The sequence below is a fragment of the Pelomonas sp. KK5 genome (assembly GCF_001984095.1).
Lineage (GTDB): Bacteria > Pseudomonadota > Gammaproteobacteria > Burkholderiales > Burkholderiaceae_C > KK5.
The window spans coordinates 63,687-82,945 of record NZ_LYVQ01000001.1 but is presented as its reverse complement, the minus strand read 5'-3'; the positions used below and the strand labels follow the sequence as shown (position 1 = coordinate 82,945).

Here is a 19,259-nt window from a genome sequence, read left to right as displayed (position 1 = left end):
CTATGTGGCCGGCCCCTACCCGGCCACGCTGGAAGGCGCGGTGCTGGCCGGTCAGGCCGCGCTGCGCGAGATCACGCGCACGACCTTCTCGCGGTAGTCCGCGAAGCCCATCTTGCGGTACAGCGCCAGCGCGCCGGCATTGGCGCTCATCACATGCAGGAAGGGCGTCTCGCCGCGCAGGCACTGGCGGCGGATCAGCTTGAGCATCAGCCGCTTCGCCATGCCGCGCCCCTGGAAATCAGGATGCGTGCAGACGCCGCTGATCTCGCGCAAGCGTCCGGCGCAGGAGCGCTCGCCGGCCATCGCGACCAGGCGCTCGCCTTCGAAGAAGCCGAAATAGTCGCCCAGCTCGATCGTGCGCAGGCCGAAAGGACCGGGGCGCGTCAGCTCAGCCAGGGCCAGCGACTGGGGCGCATGGGAAGCGTCGAGCTGCCGGGCATCGGGCGCCGCATCGTCGACGGGCGTCTCGCCGGCCCAGGCCATGCAGACCATCATCGCCTCCAGCTCGATCGTCCAGCCGGCCGGCGCCGGGCCGGACCATTCGGCCACGTAGAAGCGCTCGCCCGGCGCGCACAGCGGCAACAGCGCGTCGAAATCGGGACGTTCCGCTTCCGGGACGGCGACGATCGGCGAGAAGCCGGGCGCATAACGTCGAGCCTTGGCGGAGCCGCTGGCGCAATGCGCCTGCGCTCCGCTCAGCGCGTGCCAGAAGACGTTGTCCAGTTGTTGTTGCTGTTCACTGCTCATCCTGCTGCTTCCTCGGTGCATAGGGGGCCGCCAGCGGCTCCCCGATGAATACGCCCTGCCCGGGCCAGGCCACGCTGCGCCAGTAGGCTTCCAGCGCCGAGGCGCCCTGCATGTAGTTCAGCAGCAGCACCTGCGGGTGCGGGAATTTCTCGACATGGTTACACGGCTCGGTGACGGTGCCGTAGCTGGCGGTGGCACCGGCCTCGATCCAGTCGATCGCGCTCATCTGGGCGCTGCCGGGCGGCGCGTCGAGCAGGCCGCCGAAGGAGGTCAGGTGATCGGCCAGCGCGCCGGGCAGCCAGGCCACTTCGTCAATCCCCGGCACCCGCACCAGGCCGGTCTCATAGACCAGTGTGCGGCGCAGCGGCGGCAGCTTCTCGCTGGAGGCGCGCACGACCTCGAGCTTCAGCGGCGCCACCGTCGTCGACGGCGGGAACAGCCCGGCCCGGACATTGCGCGCGGCATCCGGCGTGCTGACGAAGAAGGCATGCGCCGGGAACTCGCCGGGCAGGCTGTGGTCGGCGGCGATGCCGCGGTCGACCAAGGCCTTGGCGCTGTCGACGCTGCGCGCGGCGATCAGCATCGAGGGCCACAGGCCCAGCTCGCTGTACGGCCGGGCGCTCGGGTTGTTGAAGTACAGCGAGCTGCGCGACGGCGCGCAACTCTGCTCACACAGCCGCGCCTGGAAACCCAGGGCCAGCGCCGAGGTGATCGAATTGCACTCGACCGCGTAGGGCTCGCGCCAGGCCAGCGCCAGCCCCTGGGCCGAGGGCGGCATCTGCGCATGCAGCGCAGTGTTGAAGGCCTCGAACTCGGCCACCGTCAGCCTGGGCCTGACCGGCAGCGTGACGCGCACGATGTGTTCCGGCGCGATGCCTCGCCGTTTCGCGTAGTACTCGCCCACTTCCACCGAATACGGGTCGGCCGTATTGATCACCAGGCCCAGCTCGGCCGCGGTGATGCGCCCCTGGATCCGAGGGACGCGAAACATCAGCGCGGCGGCCGGCGCGCTGGCCGCCGATGCGGGCGCCGAGGCCGGTTGCGGTTGCGCCTGCGCCGGCCCCGCCACGACGGCCGCCAGGGCGAGGCATTCCACGATGCGAACCACCGTCGTCCCCGATGCGCGAAAGACACGCCGCATGCTGGTTACCAATTTCGCCATCCAAAACAAAGCGATCTCCCGCACAATGAAGCGATGAAAAACAAAGAGGATCAGAAGCCCGCCATCCAGGTGCTGGAACGCACCTTCGCGCTGCTGGACGTGCTGGCGAGCCACCAGGACCCGGTGTCGCTGAAGGCCATCAGCGAGGCGACCGGCCTGCATCCCTCGACGGCCCACCGCATTCTCAACGACCTGGCCCTGGGCCGCTTCGTCGACCGGCCCGAAGCCGGCAGCTACCGCCTCGGCATGCGCATGCTGGAACTGGGCAACCTGGTCAAGGCGCGGCTGGACGTGCGCGACGCGGCGCTGGGCCCGATGCGCGAGCTGCACAAGTTCACCCACCAGCCGGTCAATCTCTCGGTGCGCCAGGGCGACGAGATCGTCTATATCGAGCGGACCTACAGCGAGCGCTCGGGCATGCAGGTGGTGCGCGCCGTCGGCGGCCGCGCGCCGCTGCACCTGACCTCGGTCGGCAAGCTCTTCCTGGCCAGCGACGAGCCCGTGCGGGTTCGCAGTTATGCCACGCGGACGGGCCTGTCCGGCCACACGAAGAACAGCCTCACCGAGATCGGCGCGCTGGAACGCGAGCTGACCCTGATCCGCCAGCGCGGCCTCTCGCGCGACGACGAGGAGCTGGAACTGGGCGTGCGCTGCATGGCCGCCGGCATCTACGACGACCAGGCCAAGCTGGTCGCCGGCCTGTCGATCTCCGCGCCGGCGGACCGGCTGGAAGAAGGCTGGATCGTGCGGCTCAAGGAAACCGCGGCGCAGATCTCGTCGGCGCTCGGATTCCGCGGCGCCTGAAACGACAAACGCAGCCCTCGGGCTGCGTTTTTCCTTGTGCCGGGGCGCTCAGTTCAGCTTCGGCTGCTGCACCGACGTCGCGATCGGCGACAGCCCACTGACCCACTTGCGCACGCGCTCCGCATCGGCGATCCGCGCCGTCTTGCCGGTGGCGTCCAGGAATACCATGATCAGCTTGCGGCCGTACATCTGCGCCTGCATCACCAGGCACTTGCCGGCCTCGTTGATGAAGCCGGTCTTCTGCAGGCCGATGTCCCACTCGCCGCTGCGCACGAGACCGTTGGTGCTGTGGAAGGCCATCTCGCGGCGGCCGATCAGGAAGCTGGCTTCCTTGCTGGTGGTGAATTCGCGCAGCAGCGGCTGCTCATGCGCCACCTTGACCAGCGCGGCCAGGTCGCGGGCGCTGGACTGGTTGCTGCTGGACAGGCCGGTCGGCTCGATGTAGCGGGTGTCCGTCATGCCCAGTGCCTGGGCCTTCTGGTTCATCGCGGCGATGCCGGCTTCCAGGCCGCCCGGGTAGTTGCGCGCCAGCGCATGGGCGGCGCTGTTCTCGGACGCCATCAGAGCCAGGTGCAGCAGTTGCTCGCGGGTCAGCACGGTGCCGGGCTTCAGGCGCGAGTAGGTGTGCTTGAGGGTGTCCTTGTCCTCGTCGGTGATCTCGATCTTCTCGTCCAGCGGCTGGTGCGCCTCGACGACGACCAGGGCCGTCATCAGCTTGGTGATCGAGGCGATCGGCAGCACGGCTTCCGGATTCTTGGACAGCAGCACTTCATTGGTGTCCTGGTCCATCACCAGGGCCACGCCGGACTTCAGGTCCAGCGGGTCGTCCACCGTGTGCAGGCCGGAGAGCTGGCCGAAGGTGGCGACCGGCACGGCGGCCACGAAGGCGGCCTTGCGGGTACGGGCCGCCGGCTTGGCCTTGCGGACCGAGGTGGCCTTGGACTTCTGGGCCGTGGCGGCCGATGCGCTCTGGCTCGTCAGCGCGACGCTCGACAGAACCAGGACCAGACCGAGAGCGGCGCTCGCAACGACAGAGGTGAAAGTATTCAAAGGAACCGCTCCCAGACAGTGCGCGCAGTTTAGGCGATCGAAAAAAAGCCGGCAAGATCAAAAGCTTAGCCAAGGCTTATGAAGCTGAACTTCGCTTTCGATCGCGTGCTGAATCTAACGATTCCTAACGCTTTATCTGCACGGAGCGTCGTCGGTATCAACCCTGAGCCGCCACCCTCTCGACCTTGCTTTGCAGCTTGTTGAGGGCGCTCAGATAGGCCTTGGCGGAGGCCACGACGATGTCCGGGTCGGCACCCACGCCGTTGACCACCCGGCCGGCGTGCTGCAGGCGGACCGTCACCTCGCCCTGCGATTCTGTGCTGCCGCTGGTGATCGCATTGACCGAATAGAGCAGCATTTCGGCCCCGCTTTGCACGGTGGACTCGATCGCCCGCAGCGTCGCGTCGACCGGGCCGTTGCCGTCGCTCTCCGAGCGGTGCTCGGTGCTGCCGGCGGCGAAGACGATGCTGGCGTGGGGCCGCTCGCCGGTCTCCGAGCGCTGGGCCAGCGCGACGAAGCGGAAGTGCTCCTGCTCGGCGCTGACCGACTCGTCCATCACCAGCGCGATGATGTCCTCGTCGAAGATCTCGTTCTTGCGGTCGGCCAGGTCCTTGAAGCGCACGAAGGCGGCATTGATCTCGGCCTCGGACTCCAGCGACACGCCCAGTTCCTGCAGCCGCTGCTTGAAGGCGTTGCGGCCGCTCAGCTTGCCCAGCACGATCTTGTTGGCCGACCAGCCGACGTCCTCGGCGCGCATGATTTCGTAGGTGTCGCGTGCCTTCAGCACGCCATCCTGGTGGATGCCGGAGGCATGGGCAAAGGCATTGGCGCCGACCACCGCCTTGTTCGGTTGCACGACGAAGCCGGTCGTCTGCGCCACCATCTTGGAGGCGGGCACGATCTGGCTCGGGTCCACGCGCAGGTCCAGGCCGAAGTAGTCGCGGCGGGTCTTGACCGCCATCACCACCTCTTCCAGCGAGCAGTTGCCGGCTCGCTCGCCCAGGCCGTTGATCGTGCACTCGATCTGCCGCGCGCCGCCGATCTTCACGCCGGCCAGCGAGTTGGCGACGGCCATGCCGAGGTCGTTGTGGCAGTGCACGCTCCAGACGGCCTGGTCAGAATTCGGCACCCGTTCGCGCAGCGTCTTGATGAAGTTGCCATAGAGCTCGGGGATCGCGTAGCCGACGGTGTCGGGGATGTTGATCGTCCGCGCGCCTTCCTTGATCACCGCCTCGACGACGCGGGCCAGGAACTCCGGGTCGGAGCGGTAGCCGTCCTCGGGCGAGAACTCGATGTCGTCGGTCAGCGTGCGGGCATAACGCGCCGCCTGGACGGCCTGCTCCAGCACCTGCTCGCGCGTCATCCGCAGCTTCTTCTCCATGTGGAGCTCGCTGGTGGCGATGAAGGTGTGGATGCGCGAGCGGGCCGCGCCCTTCAGCGCCTCGGCGGCGCGGCCGATGTCGCGGTCGTTGGCGCGCGCGAGGCCGCAGACGATGCTGTCCTTGATCGTCGCGGCGATCGCCTTGACCGCCTCGAAGTCGCCGTGGCTCGCGGCCGGGAAGCCGGCCTCGATCACGTCGACCTTCAGCCGCTCGAGCTGCCGGGCGATGCGCAGCTTCTCATCCTTGGTCATCGAGGCGCCGGGCGATTGCTCGCCGTCGCGCAGGGTGGTGTCGAAGATGATCAGCTGCTCGGCCATGGGTCAGGCTCCTTGGGTCTCTTTTTGAATGAAGGGGAGTTGACCGCGTTGGACGGCGCGGCGCAAGCCGGAGCTGATCGCCTTCAGCGAGGCGGAGACGATGTTGGCGTCGATGCCCACGCCGAACAGCGTCAGGGAGTCTCCGATGCGCAGTTCCAGGTAGGCGACGGCCTTGGCGTCAGCGCCGCTGCCGATCGCGTGCTCGTGATAGTCCAGCACGCGCACCGGCTCGGCCAGGTGCGCGTTCAGCCCGTTGACGAAGGCGTCGATCGGGCCGGTACCCTGCCCTTCCACCTGCAGCTTGCGCTCGCGCAGGTCGGCCGTGGCGCGCAGGCTGTACACGCCTTCGCTAACCTCCAGAATCACCGGATGCAGGCTCTGCTCGACGCCCAGCCCGTACTCGCCCGAGAAGATCGCCCAGATGTCCGCCGCGCTCTGCTCCTTGCCACTGTCGTCCATCACCGCCTGCACGACCTGGCTGAACTCGATCTGCAGCCGGCGCGGCAGCTCGACGCCGTACTCGGCTTCCAGCAGGTAGGAGATGCCGCCCTTGCCCGACTGGCTGTTGACGCGGATCACCGCGTCGTAGTTGCGGCCCAGATCCTTCGGGTCGATCGGCAGGTAGGGCATGTTCCAGATGTCATCGGCCTTGCGGGCGGCGAAGGCCTTCTTGATCGCGTCCTGGTGCGAACCGCTGAACGAGGTGTAGACCAGGTCGCCGGCATACGGGTGGCGCGGGTGCACCGGCAGCTGCGTGCAGTGCTCGGCGCAGCGGCGCACCTCGTCGATGTCCGAGAAGTCCAGCTCCGGCGAGACGCCCTGCGTGTACAGGTTCAGCGCGATGTTGACGATGTCCACATTGCCGGTGCGCTCGCCGCTGCCGAACAGGCAGCCCTCGATGCGGTCGCCGCCGGCCATCAGCGCGAACTCGGCGGCGGCCGTGCCGGTGCCGCGGTCGTTGTGCGGGTGGATGGACATGATGATGCTGTCGCGCTTGGCGACGTTGCGGTGCATCCACTCGACCATGTCCGCGAAGATGTTGGGCGTCGAATGCTCGACCGTCGCGGGCAGGTTGATGATGATCTTGTTATCGGGCGTGGCGCCCCAGGCCTCGACCACCGCATCGACGACGCGCTTGCTGAAGTCCAGCTCGGTGCCGGAGAACATCTCGGGCGAATACTCGAAGCCGAAGGCGGTGTCCGGCTGCGCGGCGGCGAGCTTCTTGATCATCTGCGTGTGGGTGACGGCCAGGTCGACGATCTGGTCCTCGTTCATGCCCAGCACGACCTTGCGCATCACCGGCGCGCAGGCGTTGTAGAGGTGGACGATGACCTTCTTCGCGCCGCGCACCGCCTCGAAGGTGCGTTCGATCAGCGGCTGGCGGGCCTGCGTCAGCACCTGGATGGTCACGTCCTCGGGGATCAGGTCCTGCTCGATCAGCAGGCGCACGAAGTCGAAATCGGTCTGCGAGGCCGAGGGGAAGCCGACCTCGATCTCCTTGAAGCCGATCTTCAGCAGCATCTTGAACATCCGCAGCTTGCGCTCCGGGTCCATCGGCTCGATCAGCGCCTGGTTGCCGTCGCGCAGATCGGTGGAGAGCCAGATGGGCGCCTGGGTGATCTGCTGGTCCGGCCAGGTGCGATCGGTCAGCTTGACCTGGGGAAAGGCGCGGTACTTGGTGTTCGGTTGCTTCAACATCGGAATGCTCCAGAGTGATTCTTCGCAACCTGCAGACCAGAAAGGCAAACGGCCCGCTGCGGGTTGCATACGGGCCGTTGGAAAGATCGAGAGACTGGTGTCTTGGTGTGACGTGCGCGCGCGATCGTTCAGCGAACCCTGGGGTCGCCTAGTAGTAGCAGTGCGGTCTTCGTCGACATGTCCACGAATATAGCAGACGAATCAGTGATGCAGGCCCTTTTCATCGGGCTCGTCGGTCGATGTGGCGATCACGCTGACCGGCACGCCCTTGTACTTGCGCCAGCCGTACACCGCATAGCCCGACAGGCCATAAACGCAGAACAGCGGGAACAGCACTCGTTGCGGATCCAGCGCGATCAGTGCGATCGCCAGCATGATCCCCACCAGCACGATGAAGGGCACGCTACGCCGGCCGCCGAAGACCTTGAAACTGTAGAACGGCGCATTGGTCACCATCGACAGGCCGGCGAACAGGGTGACACCAAACGCGACCCACGACAGGCCGGTCGCTTGCGATGCACGCGCGTATCCGAAGGCATCGGAAAACCAGATCAGACCGATAACCATGGCAGCCGCAGCCGGACTCGGCATACCCTGGAAGAAGCGCTTGTCGACCACGCCGATATTGACGTTGAAGCGCGCCAGGCGGAGCGCCGCGCCGGCGATATAGACAAAAGCCGGAATCCAGCCAGCCCGGCCCAGGTCATTGAGGCCCCAGATGTAGACGATCAGCGAGGGCGCCGCGCCGAAGCTGACCATGTCCGACAGCGAGTCCATCTGCTCGCCGAAAGCGCTCTGCGTGTTGGTCATGCGGGCCACGCGGCCGTCCAGGCTGTCGAGGATGGCCGCGGCGAAGATCGCGACGCAGGCCGTGTCGAAGCGGCCGTTCATCGCCATCACGATCGCATAGAAGCCGGAGAACAGCGAGGCCAGCGTGATCGCGTTGGGCAGCGCGTAGATGCCCTTGCGCCGGGGACGGATGGGCGCCTGCTCGTCGTGGATGTCGGCAGCTTGTTGGAGATCACTCATGGGCGGGATCATAAAAGAGAAGGGCCGGCGCCCTCTGTAGGACGCCGGCCCGGTCAGGCGGACGCAGAACTTAGTTCTTCGACTGGTCCACCAGGCGGTTCTTCTTGATCCACGGCATCATCGCGCGCAGCTTCTCGCCGACGACTTCGATCTCATGCTCGGCCGTCAGGCGGCGGCGCGACAGCAGCGTCGGGGCACCGGCCTTGTTCTCGAGGATGAAGGACTTGGCGTACTCGCCGGTCTGGATGTCCTTCAGGCACTGGCGCATCGCTTCCTTGGTGGCGGCGGTGACGACCTTCGGGCCGGTCACGTACTCGCCGTACTCGGCGTTGTTCGAGATCGAGTAGTTCATGTTCGCGATGCCGCCTTCGTAGATCAGGTCCACGATCAGCTTCAGCTCGTGCAGGCACTCGAAGTAGGCCATCTCGGGCGCGTAACCGGCTTCGGTCAGCGTCTCGAAGCCGGCCTTGATCAGCTCGACGGCACCGCCGCACAGCACGGCCTGCTCGCCGAACAGGTCGGTCTCGGTCTCTTCGCGGAAGTTGGTCTCGATGATGCCGGCCTTGCCGCCACCGTTGGCCACGGCGTAGCTCAGGGCCAGGTCACGCGCCTTGCCGGTCTTGTCGGCGTAGACGGCGATCAGGTGGGGCACGCCGCCACCTTGCGTGTAGGTGCCGCGCACCGTGTGGCCCGGGGCCTTGGGAGCGACCATCCACACGTCCAGGTCGGCGCGGGGCTGCACCTGGCCGTAGTGCACGTTGAAGCCGTGGGCGAAGGCCAGCGAGGCACCCTGCTTGATGTTGGGCTCGACCTCGGCCTTGTACACGCCGGCGATCTGCTCGTCCGGCAGCAGGATCATGACGACGTCGGCCGACTTCACCGCATCGGCGATCTCGGCGACCTTCAGGCCGGCGTTCTCGGCCTTGGACCAGGAAGCGCCGCCGCGACGCAGGCCGACGGTGACCTTCACGCCGCTGTCGTTCAGGTTCTGGGCGTGGGCGTGGCCTTGTGAGCCATAGCCGATGATGGTGACGTTCTTGCCCTTGATCAGGGAGAGGTCGGCGTCCTTGTCGTAGTAAACGTTCATGTCGTGCTCCAGGAAAAATTCGGTGTCAGTAGAAGATTGGCGTTAGACCCGGAGGATCCGCTCGCCGCGGCCGATGCCGCTGGTGCCGGTGCGCACCGTTTCGAGAATCGAGGCGCGGTCGATCGCGTCGATGAAGGCGTCGAGCTTGCCAGCGTCGCCGGTCAGCTCGATCGTGTAGGTCTTCTCGGTCACGTCGATGATGCGGCCGCGGAAGATGTCCGCCGTGCGCTTCATCTCCTCGCGCTCCTTGCCGACCGCGCGGACCTTGATCAGCATCAGCTCGCGCTCGGTGTAGTTGCCTTCAGTCAGGTCGACGACCTTGACCACCTCGATCAGCCGGTTCAGGTGCTTGGTGATCTGCTCGATCACCTCGTCGGAGCCGGTGGTGACGATGGTCATCCGCGACAGCGAAGCATCCTCGGTGGGCGCCACCGTCAGGCTCTCGATGTTGTAGCCGCGGGCCGAGAACAGCGCCACGACGCGCGACAGCGCGCCCGGCTCGTTCTCGATGAGCAAAGCAATGATGTGTTTCATGGGTGTCTCGTCCTTCGCGCTCTTCAGCCCGGCGCCGGTAAGCGACGGGCCTTGGCCACGCTCTTCGATTGCGGGAATGATGTCAGCGGGTTTCCGAACCTTGAAGTTCATCGGCGTGGCCGTTGACCGTGCGCGGTAACGCAGCAGCCCCAGCCTCGCCTCCTAACTTCAAAGATCCTCGGAGCCCAGCAGCATCTCGGAAATGCCCTTGCCGGCTTGGACCATCGGCCAGACGTTCTCGGTGGGATCGGTGCGGATGTCCAGGAACACCGTGCGGTCCTTCAGGCGCATCGCTTCCTTCAGCGCGCCCTCGACATCGCCCGGCTTCTCGACCAGCAGACCCACATGGCCATAGGCCTCGGCCAGCTTGACGAAGTCAGGCAGCGCTTCCATGTAGCTGTGCGAGTAGCGCTTGCCGTAGTCCAACTCCTGCCACTGCCGCACCATGCCCAGGTAGCGGTTGTTCAGCGAGATCACCTTCACCGGCGTGCGGTACTGCAGGCAGGTGGAGAGCTCCTGGATGCACATCTGGATGGAGCCCTCGCCGGTGATGCAGAACACGTCCGAATCCGGCTTGGCCAGCTTGATGCCCATGGCGTAGGGCAGGCCCACGCCCATCGTGCCCAGGCCGCCCGAGTTGATCCAGCGGCGCGGCTGCTCGAAGCGGTAGTACTGGGCGGCCCACATCTGGTGCTGGCCGACGTCGGACGTGATGTAGGTGTCGCGGTCCTTGGTCAGGCGCCAGAGGGTGTCCACCACCATCTGCGGCTTGATGACCTCGGTGGAGGGCTTGAAGGCCAGGCACTCGCGCCGGCGCCACTCGTTGATCTGGCTCCACCAGGCGTTGATCGCGTTGGCATCAGGACGGGCCTGCGCTTCCTTGATCTGGTGGATCAGTTCCTGCAGCACGTCCTTGACGTCGCCAACGATAGGGATGTCCACGCGCACGCGCTTGGAGATCGACGACGGGTCGATGTCCACATGGATGATCTTGCGCTCGACCGAACCGAAGTGCTTCGGGTTGCCGATCACGCGGTCGTCGAAGCGGGCGCCGACGGCCAGCAGCACGTCGCAGTGCTGCATCGTCATGTTGGCTTCGTAGGTGCCGTGCATGCCCAGCATGCCCAGGAACTGCGGGTCGCTGGAGGGCGTGGCACCCAGGCCCATCAGCGTGTTGGTCACCGGGTAGCCGAGCAGTTTCGTCAGCTCGCGCAGTTCGGCCGAGGCCTCGCCCAGGATCACGCCGCCGCCGGTGTAGATGTAGGGGCGCTTGGCGGCCAGCAGCAGGGCCACGGCCTTGCGGATCTGGCCCGAGTGGCCCTTCTTCACCGGGTTGTAGCTGCGCATCTCCACGGCCTTCGGATATTCGAAGCCGTTGCCCGCGGTATTGGGCAGCTTGGTCATCGAAATATCCTTCGGGATATCGACGACCACCGGGCCGGGACGGCCGGTGCGGGCGATGTGGAAGGCCTTCTTCAGCGTCATCGCCAGGTCGCGCACGTCCTTCACCAGGAAGTTGTGCTTGACGATGGGACGGGTGATGCCGACGGTGTCGCATTCCTGGAAGGCGTCCAGGCCGATGGCGGGCGTCGGGACCTGGCCGGTCACGATCACCATCGGGATCGAATCCATGTAGGCGGTGGCGATGCCGGTCACCGCGTTCGTCACGCCGGGGCCGGAGGTCACCAGGGCCACGCCGACGTCGCCGGTGGCGCGGGCATAGCCGTCGGCCGCGTGGACGGCTGCCTGCTCGTGGCGCACCAGCACGTGCTGGATGCTGTCCTGCTTGTACAGCGCGTCGTAGATGTAGAGGACGGCGCCGCCCGGGTAGCCCCAGAGGTATTTGACGCCTTCGGCCTGCAGGCAACGAACGAGGATCTCGGATCCGTTCAAGTCGCCAGAAGCTGGTCCTGCGGGTGCTTGGGGGGAGTTTTGCGGTTGGGTGGCCTGGGGTGCGCGCCGGGCGTCCGCGGTGTTCATGTCCATAAGTTTTCTCAAACCTCAGTGAATTTCTCTAACGAAAAACCGTCGGTGCTCCTTTTCGCGCCCTCGTGAGGCGGATGTGGAGCCGTTGCAATCGAGACCTGCAGCCCCGGTCGGGCCACAAACTTCAATCAGGGACTCTTTGTGCGAGCGCACATTATGCACGCGTCTCGCAAGTAGCCTCGCCCCGAATTTCGGCGCAGCCTTCGTGATGCAATAATTCACGCTCTTTTCGCCTCGCCTCTCGCCTCCTTGGCCTCAGACAAAGAACTCAACGATTTCCTGCGCAGCGCCGACAAGCGCGCCTTCAAGCGGACCGCCTATCTGGTGCGGGACGACGATGCGGCGCTCGATATCGTCCAGGACGCGATGATCAAGCTGGCGGAGAACTACTTCGACCGGCCGGCGGCGGAGTTGCCGCTGCTCTTCCAGCGCATCCTGTCCAACACGACGATGGACTGGTTTAGGCGCAAGAAGACGCGCAATGCCGTCATGCAGAACATGTCGGACTTCGAATCCTCGGATCCGGACGGGGATTTCGACCTGCTCGAGATGCTGGAGTCGCAGGATGGCGCCCTGGGCGCGCTGAGCGCTGCCGACGAGGTGTCACGGGCTCAGATCTTGCAAGCGATCGAGTCGGAAGTGGAGCAGTTGCCGGCGCGTCAACGGGAAGCCTTCCTCCTGCGTTACTGGGAGGAATTGGATGTCGCGGAGACGGCCTCGGTGATGGGTTGCTCGGAGGGTAGTGTGAAGACGCACTGCTCCCGGGCTGTCCACGCTCTGGCCAAATCGCTCAAGGCCCGGGGAATCACACTATGAACAAGCAGAAGCAACACAAGCCGCATTCCAGCCAGGAACTGGACGCCCGCGTGACGCGTTTCGGCCTGCGTGTGGCCGCCGGGTTGACCGAGCGCAGCAACGACATCCCTGTCGACGTGAGCGAGCGCCTGCGCTTCGCCCGCGAGCAGGCGATGGCCAAGGCGCAAGCCGCCCGCAAGACCGAGACCGCCACCGCGCGGCCGTCGGTCTTCCGTACCGGCGGCGCCACCTTGGCCCTCGGCGGTGCGGGCCGTCCCTCGCGCTGGTTCAAGTTCGCCTCCGCACTGCCGCTGCTGGCCCTGGTGGCCGGCCTGCTGGCGATCCAGGTCGGCCAGTGGCAGCAGCAGGTCAACGCCGCCGCCGACATCGACACCCGCCTGCTCTCCGACAACCTGCCCCCGGCCGCCTACAGCGACCCAGGCTTCTCCGAATACCTCAGCGATGAGCAAGAGTGACAGCAGGGGCCTGATGCCGCGGTTCCGCCTCACGATCACCTTCCTTGCCCTGTCCTGCGCCTTCGTGGCGCTGATTTCATCCTCCGCCCGGGCGCAGTCCTCGCCCGATGCCGCCGCATCCGCGCCGTCTGCCGTCAACGACGATATCCAGCCCGCCCCGTGGCCGCCGGTCGTCGCCGAGCCGCCGGTCTGGGCCCGGTTGAGCCTCGTCCAGCAATGGGCGCTCAAGCCGCTGGAGCGTGACTGGGATTCGCTGGACACCGCCCGCCGCACCAAGTGGCTGGACATCGCCCAGCGCTTCCCCGGCCTGCCGCGCGAGGAGCAACTGCGCATGCACGAGCGCATGCGTGCCTGGGCCCGGCTGAGCCCGGCCGAGCGCCAGCAGGCGCGGCTCGGATACCAGTCGGCCCAGCAGATCAAGGCGGACGACCGCCAGGCCAAGTGGGAGGCCTACCAGGCGCTCTCGCCCGAGGAACGCCAGAAGCTGGCCGAGCGCGCCGCCGCCCGCCGCCAGGAAGGCAAGGCCAAGGCGCCGAAGACCGACAACACCGCGCTGGCCAAGTCCAACCTGGTGCCGGCGCAGCCGAAGACGCTGGCGGTCAGGCCGGTATCGCCCTCGGTGCTGCAGGCCAAGCCCGGCGCCACCACGGTCCTGATCACCGAGACCGGCGCCCCGCCCCGCCACCAGCAGGCCGGCCAGACCAAGGTCTTCGCCGACCCGGACCTGGTGGACAGCAAGACCCTGCTGCCCAAGCGCCGCCTGGCGGCTGCCAGCCATTCATCTTCCTGAGTCCTTCGATGACCGATACCGCCACGGGCGCCGTGCCCGGCCTGGCGCGCCGCCTGGCCGCCTTCGTCTACGAGGGGCTGCTGCTCTTCGCGCTGGCCGTACTGACCGGCCTGGTCTATTCGCCGCTGGTGGATCAGCGCAATGCGATGGTCCACCGGACCGGGCTGATCGTCTCGCTGGCCTGCGTGTTCGCCGTCTACTTCGTCTACTTCTGGAGCCGCAGTGGCCAGACGCTGCCGATGCGCACCTGGCGCTTCAAGCTGACACGGCTGGACGGCGCTCCGCTGAGCCCGGCCCACGCGCTGCTGCGCCATGTACTCAGCTATGCCTGGTGGGTGCTGCCGATCGCGGCGGCCTCGCAGATGCTGCACCATGGCCTCGGCATCGGCTCGGTCAGCCTGATCGTGATCCTGGCGCTGCTGGGCTATGCGCTGCTGGCGCTGGTCCTGCCCGGCCAGCAGTTCCTGCACGACGTGCTGTGCAAGACAATGCTGGTCCATCACGATCCGAAGAAGACCGCGCCGCAATGACGACGACCACCAATCCTCACAAGCATCGCACCGGCTTCGCCCGCGTCCGCGCGGCGGCCGGCTATTCGATCGAGGGGCTGCGTGCCGCCTACCGCGGCGAGAGCGCCTTCCGCCAGGAAGTCTGGCTGATGGTCATCGCCACGCCGCTGGCCTTCTGGCTCGGGCAAGGCTGGGTGCAAACGGCCCTGCTGCTGGGCTCGGTGCTTCTGGTGCTGATCGTCGAGCTGCTGAACTCGGCGGTGGAGGCCGCCATCGACCGCATCTCGTTCGAGAAGCACGACCTGTCCAAGCACGCCAAGGACCTGGGCAGCGCCGCGGTGATGCTGGCGCTGGTGCTGAGCGGCGGCATCTGGGCCGCCGCCGCCTATACCCGCTTCTTCGCTTAGACGGCCGCTTCGTCCGTCTCGCCGGTGCGGATGCGCACGACGTGATCCACCGACGTGACAAAGATCTTGCCGTCGCCGATCTTGCCGGTCTTGGCGGCCTTCAGGATCGCGTCGATGCAGCGGTCGACCTCGTCGTCCTTCACGACGACCTCGACCTTCACCTTGGGCAGGAAGTCCACCACGTACTCGGCGCCGCGATAGAGCTCCGTGTGGCCCTTCTGGCGGCCGAAGCCCTTGACCTCGGTCACAGTCAGGCCCGAGGCACCCACCTCGGCCAGTGCCTCACGGACTTCGTCCAGCTTGAAGGGCTTGATGATGGCGGTGATCTGCTTCATGGGACGAAACTCCTTGGTTGATTGGTACGGATGTTAGTCCGGAATCCGGGCCAGGTCAGCGAGCCAGACCGCGCTTTCCGAGTCGCTCGGCGCCCGCCAGTCGCCCCGCGGCGACAGCGAGCCGCCGCTGCCCACCTTCGGTGCATTCGGCACGCAGGAACGCTTGAACTGGCTGCCCTTGAAGAAGCGTTGCACGAAGATGCGCAGCACGCGCTTGATCTCGATCAAGGGCTGCTCGCCTTCCCACGCATGGCGCTGCAGGAAGGCGATCTTGCGCGGCGCGTAGCCGTGGCGCAGCGTGTAGAAGAGGTTGAAGTCCTGCAACGCATAAGGACCGATGCTGCCCTCGGTGCTCTGCATCGAGCCGGGCACCAGCTCGGGGCTGATCTCGGTCTCCAGCACGTCGATCAGCACCTGTGAATCGACATTGCCGAGCTGCTGTGTCTCCGCCACCCAGCGCACCAGGTACTGGATCAGCGTCTTGGGCACGCTGGCGTTCACGTTGTAGTGCGACATGTGGTCGCCCACGCCGTAGGTGCACCAGCCCAGGGCCAGTTCGCTCAGGTCGCCGGTGCCCAGCACCAGCGCGTGATGGAAGTTGGCGAGGCGGAACAGGTGGCTGGTGCGCTCGCCGGCCTGCACGTTCTCGAAGGTGATGTCGTACTGCGGCTTGCCGCCGACGAAGGGATGGCCGAGGTCCTTCAGCATCTGCTCGCAGCTGGGGCGGATGTCGATCTCCGCGGCATGGCAGCCGATCGCCTGCATCAGCCGCAGCGCCTGGTCGCGCGTGCGGCTGCTGGTGGCGTAGCCGGGCATCGTGTAGCCGAGGATGTTGGTGCGCGGCAGGCCCAGCTGATCCATCGCGCGGGCGGCCACCAGCAGCGCATGGGTGGAATCGAGCCCGCCGGAAATGCCGATCACCAGCTTCCTGATGCCGCTGGACGCCAGCCGCTGCACCAGCGCCTGCACCTGGATGTTGTAGACCTCCTGGCAGCGTTCGTCGCGCCTGCTTCGGTCGCTCGGCACGTAGGGGAAGCGCTCGACGCGGCGTTGCAGCGGCAGCGGCCGGTCGGTCGCCAGGTTCAGCTTGAATTCGACGTTAGCGAACTCCTTGACCAACGGCGCATGCAGCCGCACCGACTGCCCGAAGCTCGTCTGCCGCATCCGCTCGCGCGACAGCCGCTCCAGGTCCACGTCCGCGGTGATCAGCTGCGAGCGGCGCTGGAAGCGCTCGGACTCGGCCAGTTGCTCGCCGTTCTCGCAGATCAGCGCCTGGCCGTCCCAGGCCAGGTCGGTGGTCGATTCGCCTGCGCCCGCGGACGAGTACACATAGGCCGCCAGGCAACGCGCCGACTGCTGCGACACCAGCTGCCGCCGGTAGTTGGCCTTGCCGATGACGACGTTCGAGGCCGACAGGTTCACGAGCACCGTGGCGCCAGCCAGGGCCGCGAACGAGGACGGCGGGATCGGCGTCCACACGTCCTCGCAGATCTCCACATGGACACGCAGCAGCGGCATGTCCTCCGCCACGAAGACCTGGCGGCTGCCGAAGGACACCGTCTGCCCTAACAGCGAGACCACGCTGACCGTGGCCTCCTCGCCCGACGCGAACTGCCGCGCCTCGTAGAACTCGCCGTAGTTCGGCAGGTAGGTCTTGGGCACCACGCCGAGGATGCGCCCGCGCTGCAGCAGCACCGCGCAGTTGAACAGCCGCTGCTCGACCCGCAGCGGCATGCCGACGATAGCCAGCGTCGGCAGCGTTTCCGATGTCTTCAGCACCTCGGCCAGCGCCGCCTCGCAGCCGTCCAGCAGCGCGCGCTGGTGGAACAGGTCATCGCAGGTGTAGGCCGACAGGCCCAGCTCCGGGAAGGCGACCAGCGCCGCGCCGGCCGCCGCGGCCTCCTGCAGCAGCGCCGCCGTCTGCGCGCCGTTGAACGCCGGATCGGCCACGCGGCACAGCGGCATGCCGACGGCAATACGGGCGAAGTCGTGCGAGTAAAGGTTGTCGAAATGCATGGTCTGGATCTTCCCATTAAAGTGAAAGCCCATGCCCAAGCTCCGCATCGACGAGACCCCCGCCGCCCTGTCGCCCACCGCCTGGAACGCGCTGCTCGACGCCTCCGACCACCCCACGCCCTTCATGCGCCACGAGTACCTGCTGGCGCTGCACGAATCGAGGTCTGCCGTCGACGACACCGGCTGGCAGCCGCTCTTCCTGAGCCTGTGGAGCGATGATGACGACGAGGCCCTGCTTGCCGTATGCCCGGCCTACCTGAAAGGCCATTCCTACGGCGAGTACGTCTTCGACTGGGCCTGGGCCGACGCCTATCGCCGCCACGGGCTTGAGTACTACCCGAAGCTGCTGGTGGCCGTGCCCTTCACGCCGGTGCCCGGCAGCCGCTTGCTGGCCCGCGATGCGAAGTCAAGGGCGCTGCTCGCCCAGGGCCTGCAGCAGTTGGCCGAACAGCAGGATCTGTCGTCGGCCCATCTGCTGTTCGGCGACGAGGCCGACCAGGCCGCGGCCACGAAGCAGGGCTGGATGGCCCGCAGCGGCGTCCAGTTCCACTGGACGAACGGCGGCCACGTCAACTTCACCGACTTCCTCGCCGCCATGCAGCGCGAGAAGCGCAAGAAGATCCAGCAGGAGCAGCGCAAGGTCCGCGAGGCCGGCATCGTCTTCGAGACCCGGGAAGGCACGCAGATCACCGAGGCCGACTGGGACTTCTTCTACCGCTGCTACACGCTCACCTACCGCGCCCACCACAGCACGCCCTACCTCACGCGCGATTTCTTCCGCCGCATGGCCGCTAAGATGGCGGAGAACTGGCTCCTCTTCGTCGCCAAGCGTGGCGAGGACCGCATCGCCTGCTCACTGATCGCCCTCGACCCCCAACGCGGCCACGCCTACGGCCGCTACTGGGGCGCCGTCGAACACGTGCCCAACCTCCATTTCGACGCCTGCTACTACCAGCCCCTGGCCTGGTGCATCGAACACCAGTACCAGCGCTTCGAAGGCGGCGCCCAGGGTGAACACAAGATGGCCCGCGGCCTGATGCCGGTGCCGACCCACTCCAGCCACTGGCTGGCCCACCCCGACTTCCGCAACGCCGTGGGTGACTTCCTCGCCCGCGAGGGTCAGGGCATGCGCGCCTACGTGAACGAACTCGAAGACCACTCCCCGTTCAAGGCCTGACCAAAGCGCGAACGCCAAACGGTGCCAGCAGTGCTGCGGCCTGGGCGGCTGCGGGGCGACCTCGGTGGCGCCGAGAAGCGCAGGAGTCCGAGGCGCGCGCGCAACGCGCTTCGTGAACTGACTTCGCACGCCTTGTTTGAGCGGCGCGTAGCGCAGCGAGTTGCGTGCGGCCTCGGGCTCCGAGCATCGCAGGGGAGTCGGCCGCAGGCCGGCCGCCCCCGCCGAGCCCCGCAGCCGCCCAGGCCGCAGCGCTGCAAACCCCACTCACCGCAGAAGCCAAAGAGAAGCCAAAGAAAAGGGCGCCCCGCAAGGCGCCCTTCCCGTGTCCATCGACCTAACGGATTACTTGGCCTGAGCCGCCTTGTACGCCGCGATGCCGTTCACGATCTCGGCCTTGGCCTGCTCCGGGCCTTCCCAGCCCTTGACCTTGACCCACTTGCCCGGCTCCAGGTCCTTGTAGTGCTCGAAGAAGTGCTGGATGGCGTTCAGGCGCATCTTGTTCACATCCTCGGGCTTCTGCCAGTGGTCGTACATCGGCAGGATCTTGCTGGTGGGCACGGCCAGCAGCTTGGCGTCGCCGCCGGCTTCGTCGTCCATCTGCAGCACGCCGATGGCGCGGCAGGTCACCACCACGCCCGGGGTCAGCGGGAAGGGCGTGATCACCAGCACGTCCACCGGGTCGCCGTCGTCCGACAGGGTCTGCGGCACATAGCCGTAGTTGCACGGGTAGTGCATCGCCGTCGTCATGAAGCGGTCGACGAACAGCGCGCCGCTTTCCTTGTCGACCTCGTACTTGATCGGGTCGGCGTTCATCGGGATCTCGATGACGACGTTGAAGGCTTCCGGGGCTTTGTCGCCGGGCTTGACGTTGTGCAGGCTCATGGTTTGCTTGTGGTGATGCCGGGGAAACCCGGATTCTACTGGCCGGGTAAATACCCAGCGCCCACGCCTCATCCGG

General features: G+C 66.6%; 19 protein-coding genes. 7 read left to right on the top strand and 12 right to left on the bottom strand.

Features of this window, described 5'->3' with window-relative positions; translation table 11 throughout:
- Positions 1-51 precede the first annotated feature (51 nt).
- Positions 52-747 carry a GNAT family N-acetyltransferase gene (locus tag B0W88_RS00355; protein WP_083748460.1) on the bottom strand — a complete coding sequence of 232 codons (696 nt, stop codon included), beginning with the start codon at positions 745-747 and terminating at the stop codon, positions 52-54.
- The gene (locus B0W88_RS00350; protein WP_233151576.1) at positions 737-1,855 is read right to left on the bottom strand and encodes a TIGR03790 family protein; all 1,119 of its coding nucleotides are present in this window, start codon (positions 1,853-1,855) and stop codon (positions 737-739) included. The genes B0W88_RS00355 and B0W88_RS00350 overlap by 11 nt, the downstream gene beginning before the upstream one ends.
- Before the next feature lie 87 nt (positions 1,856-1,942).
- On the opposite strand from B0W88_RS00350, the gene B0W88_RS00345 reads away from it, so the two are divergent.
- Entirely contained in the window at positions 1,943-2,713 is a 771-nt protein-coding gene (locus B0W88_RS00345) for an IclR family transcriptional regulator (protein ID WP_077032647.1), read from the top strand.
- Between the two features lie 48 nt (positions 2,714-2,761).
- Here B0W88_RS00345 and pbpG read toward each other — a convergent pair whose 3' ends face one another.
- From pbpG to B0W88_RS00310, 7 genes are all read right to left on the bottom strand, one after another.
- On the bottom strand, positions 2,762-3,763 hold the full coding sequence (pbpG, locus tag B0W88_RS00340) for a D-alanyl-D-alanine endopeptidase (RefSeq protein WP_077032646.1): 1,002 nt from the start codon (positions 3,761-3,763) through the stop codon (positions 2,762-2,764).
- Positions 3,764-3,920: 157 nt separating this feature from the next.
- On the bottom strand, positions 3,921-5,462 hold the full coding sequence (locus B0W88_RS00335) for a 2-isopropylmalate synthase (RefSeq protein ID WP_077032645.1): 1,542 nt from the start codon (positions 5,460-5,462) through the stop codon (positions 3,921-3,923).
- 3 nt (positions 5,463-5,465) lie between these two features.
- A complete protein-coding gene (gene leuA / locus B0W88_RS00330; protein WP_077032644.1) occupies positions 5,466-7,160 on the bottom strand; it encodes a 2-isopropylmalate synthase in 1,695 nt (564 codons plus the stop codon).
- A 201-nt stretch (positions 7,161-7,361) separates the two neighbouring features.
- A complete protein-coding gene (pssA, locus tag B0W88_RS00325; RefSeq protein WP_077032643.1) occupies positions 7,362-8,189 on the bottom strand; it encodes a CDP-diacylglycerol--serine O-phosphatidyltransferase in 828 nt (275 codons plus the stop codon).
- A gap of 70 nt (positions 8,190-8,259) precedes the next feature.
- Positions 8,260-9,276 (bottom strand): ketol-acid reductoisomerase, encoded by a 1,017-nt coding sequence (gene ilvC, locus B0W88_RS00320; RefSeq protein WP_077032642.1) that lies wholly within the window; start codon positions 9,274-9,276, stop codon positions 8,260-8,262.
- Positions 9,277-9,318: 42 nt separating this feature from the next.
- Positions 9,319-9,810 carry an acetolactate synthase small subunit gene (ilvN, locus tag B0W88_RS00315; protein ID WP_077032641.1) on the bottom strand — a complete coding sequence of 164 codons (492 nt, stop codon included), beginning with the start codon at positions 9,808-9,810 and terminating at the stop codon, positions 9,319-9,321.
- 168 nt (positions 9,811-9,978) lie between these two features.
- Positions 9,979-11,796, bottom strand: coding sequence for an acetolactate synthase 3 catalytic subunit (locus B0W88_RS00310; RefSeq protein ID WP_077032640.1), 1,818 nt, complete (start codon positions 11,794-11,796; stop codon positions 9,979-9,981).
- Positions 11,797-12,045: 249 nt separating this feature from the next.
- Here B0W88_RS00310 and B0W88_RS00305 point away from each other — a divergent pair, with 249 nt between their 5' ends.
- From B0W88_RS00305 to B0W88_RS00285, 5 genes are read left to right on the top strand one after another with little or no spacing between them, the layout of a single operon-like run.
- Positions 12,046-12,612, top strand: a complete 567-nt coding sequence (locus tag B0W88_RS00305) for an RNA polymerase sigma factor (RefSeq protein ID WP_077032639.1) — start codon at positions 12,046-12,048, stop codon at positions 12,610-12,612.
- Positions 12,609-13,067: a DUF3619 family protein gene (locus B0W88_RS00300; RefSeq protein WP_077032638.1), complete on the top strand. Its 459-nt coding sequence runs from the start codon at positions 12,609-12,611 to the stop codon at positions 13,065-13,067. The genes B0W88_RS00305 and B0W88_RS00300 overlap by 4 nt, the downstream gene beginning before the upstream one ends.
- Positions 13,054-13,857, top strand: a complete 804-nt coding sequence (locus B0W88_RS00295) for a DUF3106 domain-containing protein (protein ID WP_083748459.1) — start codon at positions 13,054-13,056, stop codon at positions 13,855-13,857. Before B0W88_RS00300 ends, B0W88_RS00295 begins: the two co-directional genes overlap by 14 nt.
- Before the next feature lie 8 nt (positions 13,858-13,865).
- Positions 13,866-14,387 carry an RDD family protein gene (locus B0W88_RS00290; protein ID WP_077032636.1) on the top strand — a complete coding sequence of 174 codons (522 nt, stop codon included), beginning with the start codon at positions 13,866-13,868 and terminating at the stop codon, positions 14,385-14,387.
- Positions 14,384-14,773 (top strand): diacylglycerol kinase, encoded by a 390-nt coding sequence (locus tag B0W88_RS00285; RefSeq protein WP_077032635.1) that lies wholly within the window; start codon positions 14,384-14,386, stop codon positions 14,771-14,773. Before B0W88_RS00290 ends, B0W88_RS00285 begins: the two co-directional genes overlap by 4 nt.
- On the opposite strand, the gene B0W88_RS00280 is transcribed toward B0W88_RS00285, so the two are convergent.
- Both B0W88_RS00280 and B0W88_RS00275 read right to left on the bottom strand, forming a co-directional pair.
- Entirely contained in the window at positions 14,770-15,108 is a 339-nt protein-coding gene (locus B0W88_RS00280; RefSeq protein WP_077032634.1) for a P-II family nitrogen regulator, read from the bottom strand. The genes B0W88_RS00285 and B0W88_RS00280 overlap by 4 nt on opposite strands.
- Positions 15,109-15,141: 33 nt before the next feature.
- A complete protein-coding gene (locus B0W88_RS00275) occupies positions 15,142-17,124 on the bottom strand; it encodes an NAD(+) synthase (protein ID WP_077032633.1) in 1,983 nt (660 codons plus the stop codon).
- Positions 17,125-17,155: 31 nt separating this feature from the next.
- Between B0W88_RS00275 and B0W88_RS00270 the strand changes: the two genes are divergently transcribed.
- The gene (locus B0W88_RS00270) at positions 17,156-18,301 is read left to right on the top strand and encodes a GNAT family N-acetyltransferase (protein ID WP_077032632.1); all 1,146 of its coding nucleotides are present in this window, start codon (positions 17,156-17,158) and stop codon (positions 18,299-18,301) included.
- A gap of 342 nt (positions 18,302-18,643) precedes the next feature.
- On the opposite strand, the gene ppa is transcribed toward B0W88_RS00270, so the two are convergent.
- Complete coding sequence (gene ppa / locus B0W88_RS00265; protein ID WP_077032631.1) at positions 18,644-19,183, bottom strand: inorganic diphosphatase; 540 nt, start codon at positions 19,181-19,183, stop codon at positions 18,644-18,646.
- Between the last annotated feature and the right edge of the window lie 76 nt (positions 19,184-19,259).

Excerpts from the sequence above, each read along its gene's own strand:
- B0W88_RS00355 (WP_083748460.1), bottom strand. The coding sequence starts at position 747 with ATGAGCAGTGAACAGCAACAACAACTGGACAACGTCTTCTGGCACGCG.
- B0W88_RS00345 (WP_077032647.1), top strand. The coding sequence starts at position 1,943 with ATGAAAAACAAAGAGGATCAGAAGCCCGCCATCCAGGTGCTGGAACGC.
- B0W88_RS00335 (WP_077032645.1), bottom strand. The coding sequence starts at position 5,462 with ATGGCCGAGCAGCTGATCATCTTCGACACCACCCTGCGCGACGGCGAG.
- leuA (WP_077032644.1), bottom strand. The coding sequence starts at position 7,160 with ATGTTGAAGCAACCGAACACCAAGTACCGCGCCTTTCCCCAGGTCAAG.
- pssA (WP_077032643.1), bottom strand. The coding sequence starts at position 8,189 with ATGAGTGATCTCCAACAAGCTGCCGACATCCACGACGAGCAGGCGCCC.
- ilvC (WP_077032642.1), bottom strand. The coding sequence starts at position 9,276 with ATGAACGTTTACTACGACAAGGACGCCGACCTCTCCCTGATCAAGGGC.
- ilvN (WP_077032641.1), bottom strand. The coding sequence starts at position 9,810 with ATGAAACACATCATTGCTTTGCTCATCGAGAACGAGCCGGGCGCGCTG.
- B0W88_RS00310 (WP_077032640.1), bottom strand. The coding sequence starts at position 11,796 with ATGGACATGAACACCGCGGACGCCCGGCGCGCACCCCAGGCCACCCAA.
- B0W88_RS00300 (WP_077032638.1), top strand. The coding sequence starts at position 12,609 with ATGAACAAGCAGAAGCAACACAAGCCGCATTCCAGCCAGGAACTGGAC.
- B0W88_RS00295 (WP_083748459.1), top strand. The coding sequence starts at position 13,054 with ATGAGCAAGAGTGACAGCAGGGGCCTGATGCCGCGGTTCCGCCTCACG.
- B0W88_RS00290 (WP_077032636.1), top strand. The coding sequence starts at position 13,866 with ATGACCGATACCGCCACGGGCGCCGTGCCCGGCCTGGCGCGCCGCCTG.
- B0W88_RS00285 (WP_077032635.1), top strand. The coding sequence starts at position 14,384 with ATGACGACGACCACCAATCCTCACAAGCATCGCACCGGCTTCGCCCGC.
- B0W88_RS00280 (WP_077032634.1), bottom strand. The coding sequence starts at position 15,108 with ATGAAGCAGATCACCGCCATCATCAAGCCCTTCAAGCTGGACGAAGTC.
- B0W88_RS00275 (WP_077032633.1), bottom strand. The coding sequence starts at position 17,124 with ATGCATTTCGACAACCTTTACTCGCACGACTTCGCCCGTATTGCCGTC.
- B0W88_RS00270 (WP_077032632.1), top strand. The coding sequence starts at position 17,156 with ATGCCCAAGCTCCGCATCGACGAGACCCCCGCCGCCCTGTCGCCCACC.
- ppa (WP_077032631.1), bottom strand. The coding sequence starts at position 19,183 with ATGAGCCTGCACAACGTCAAGCCCGGCGACAAAGCCCCGGAAGCCTTC.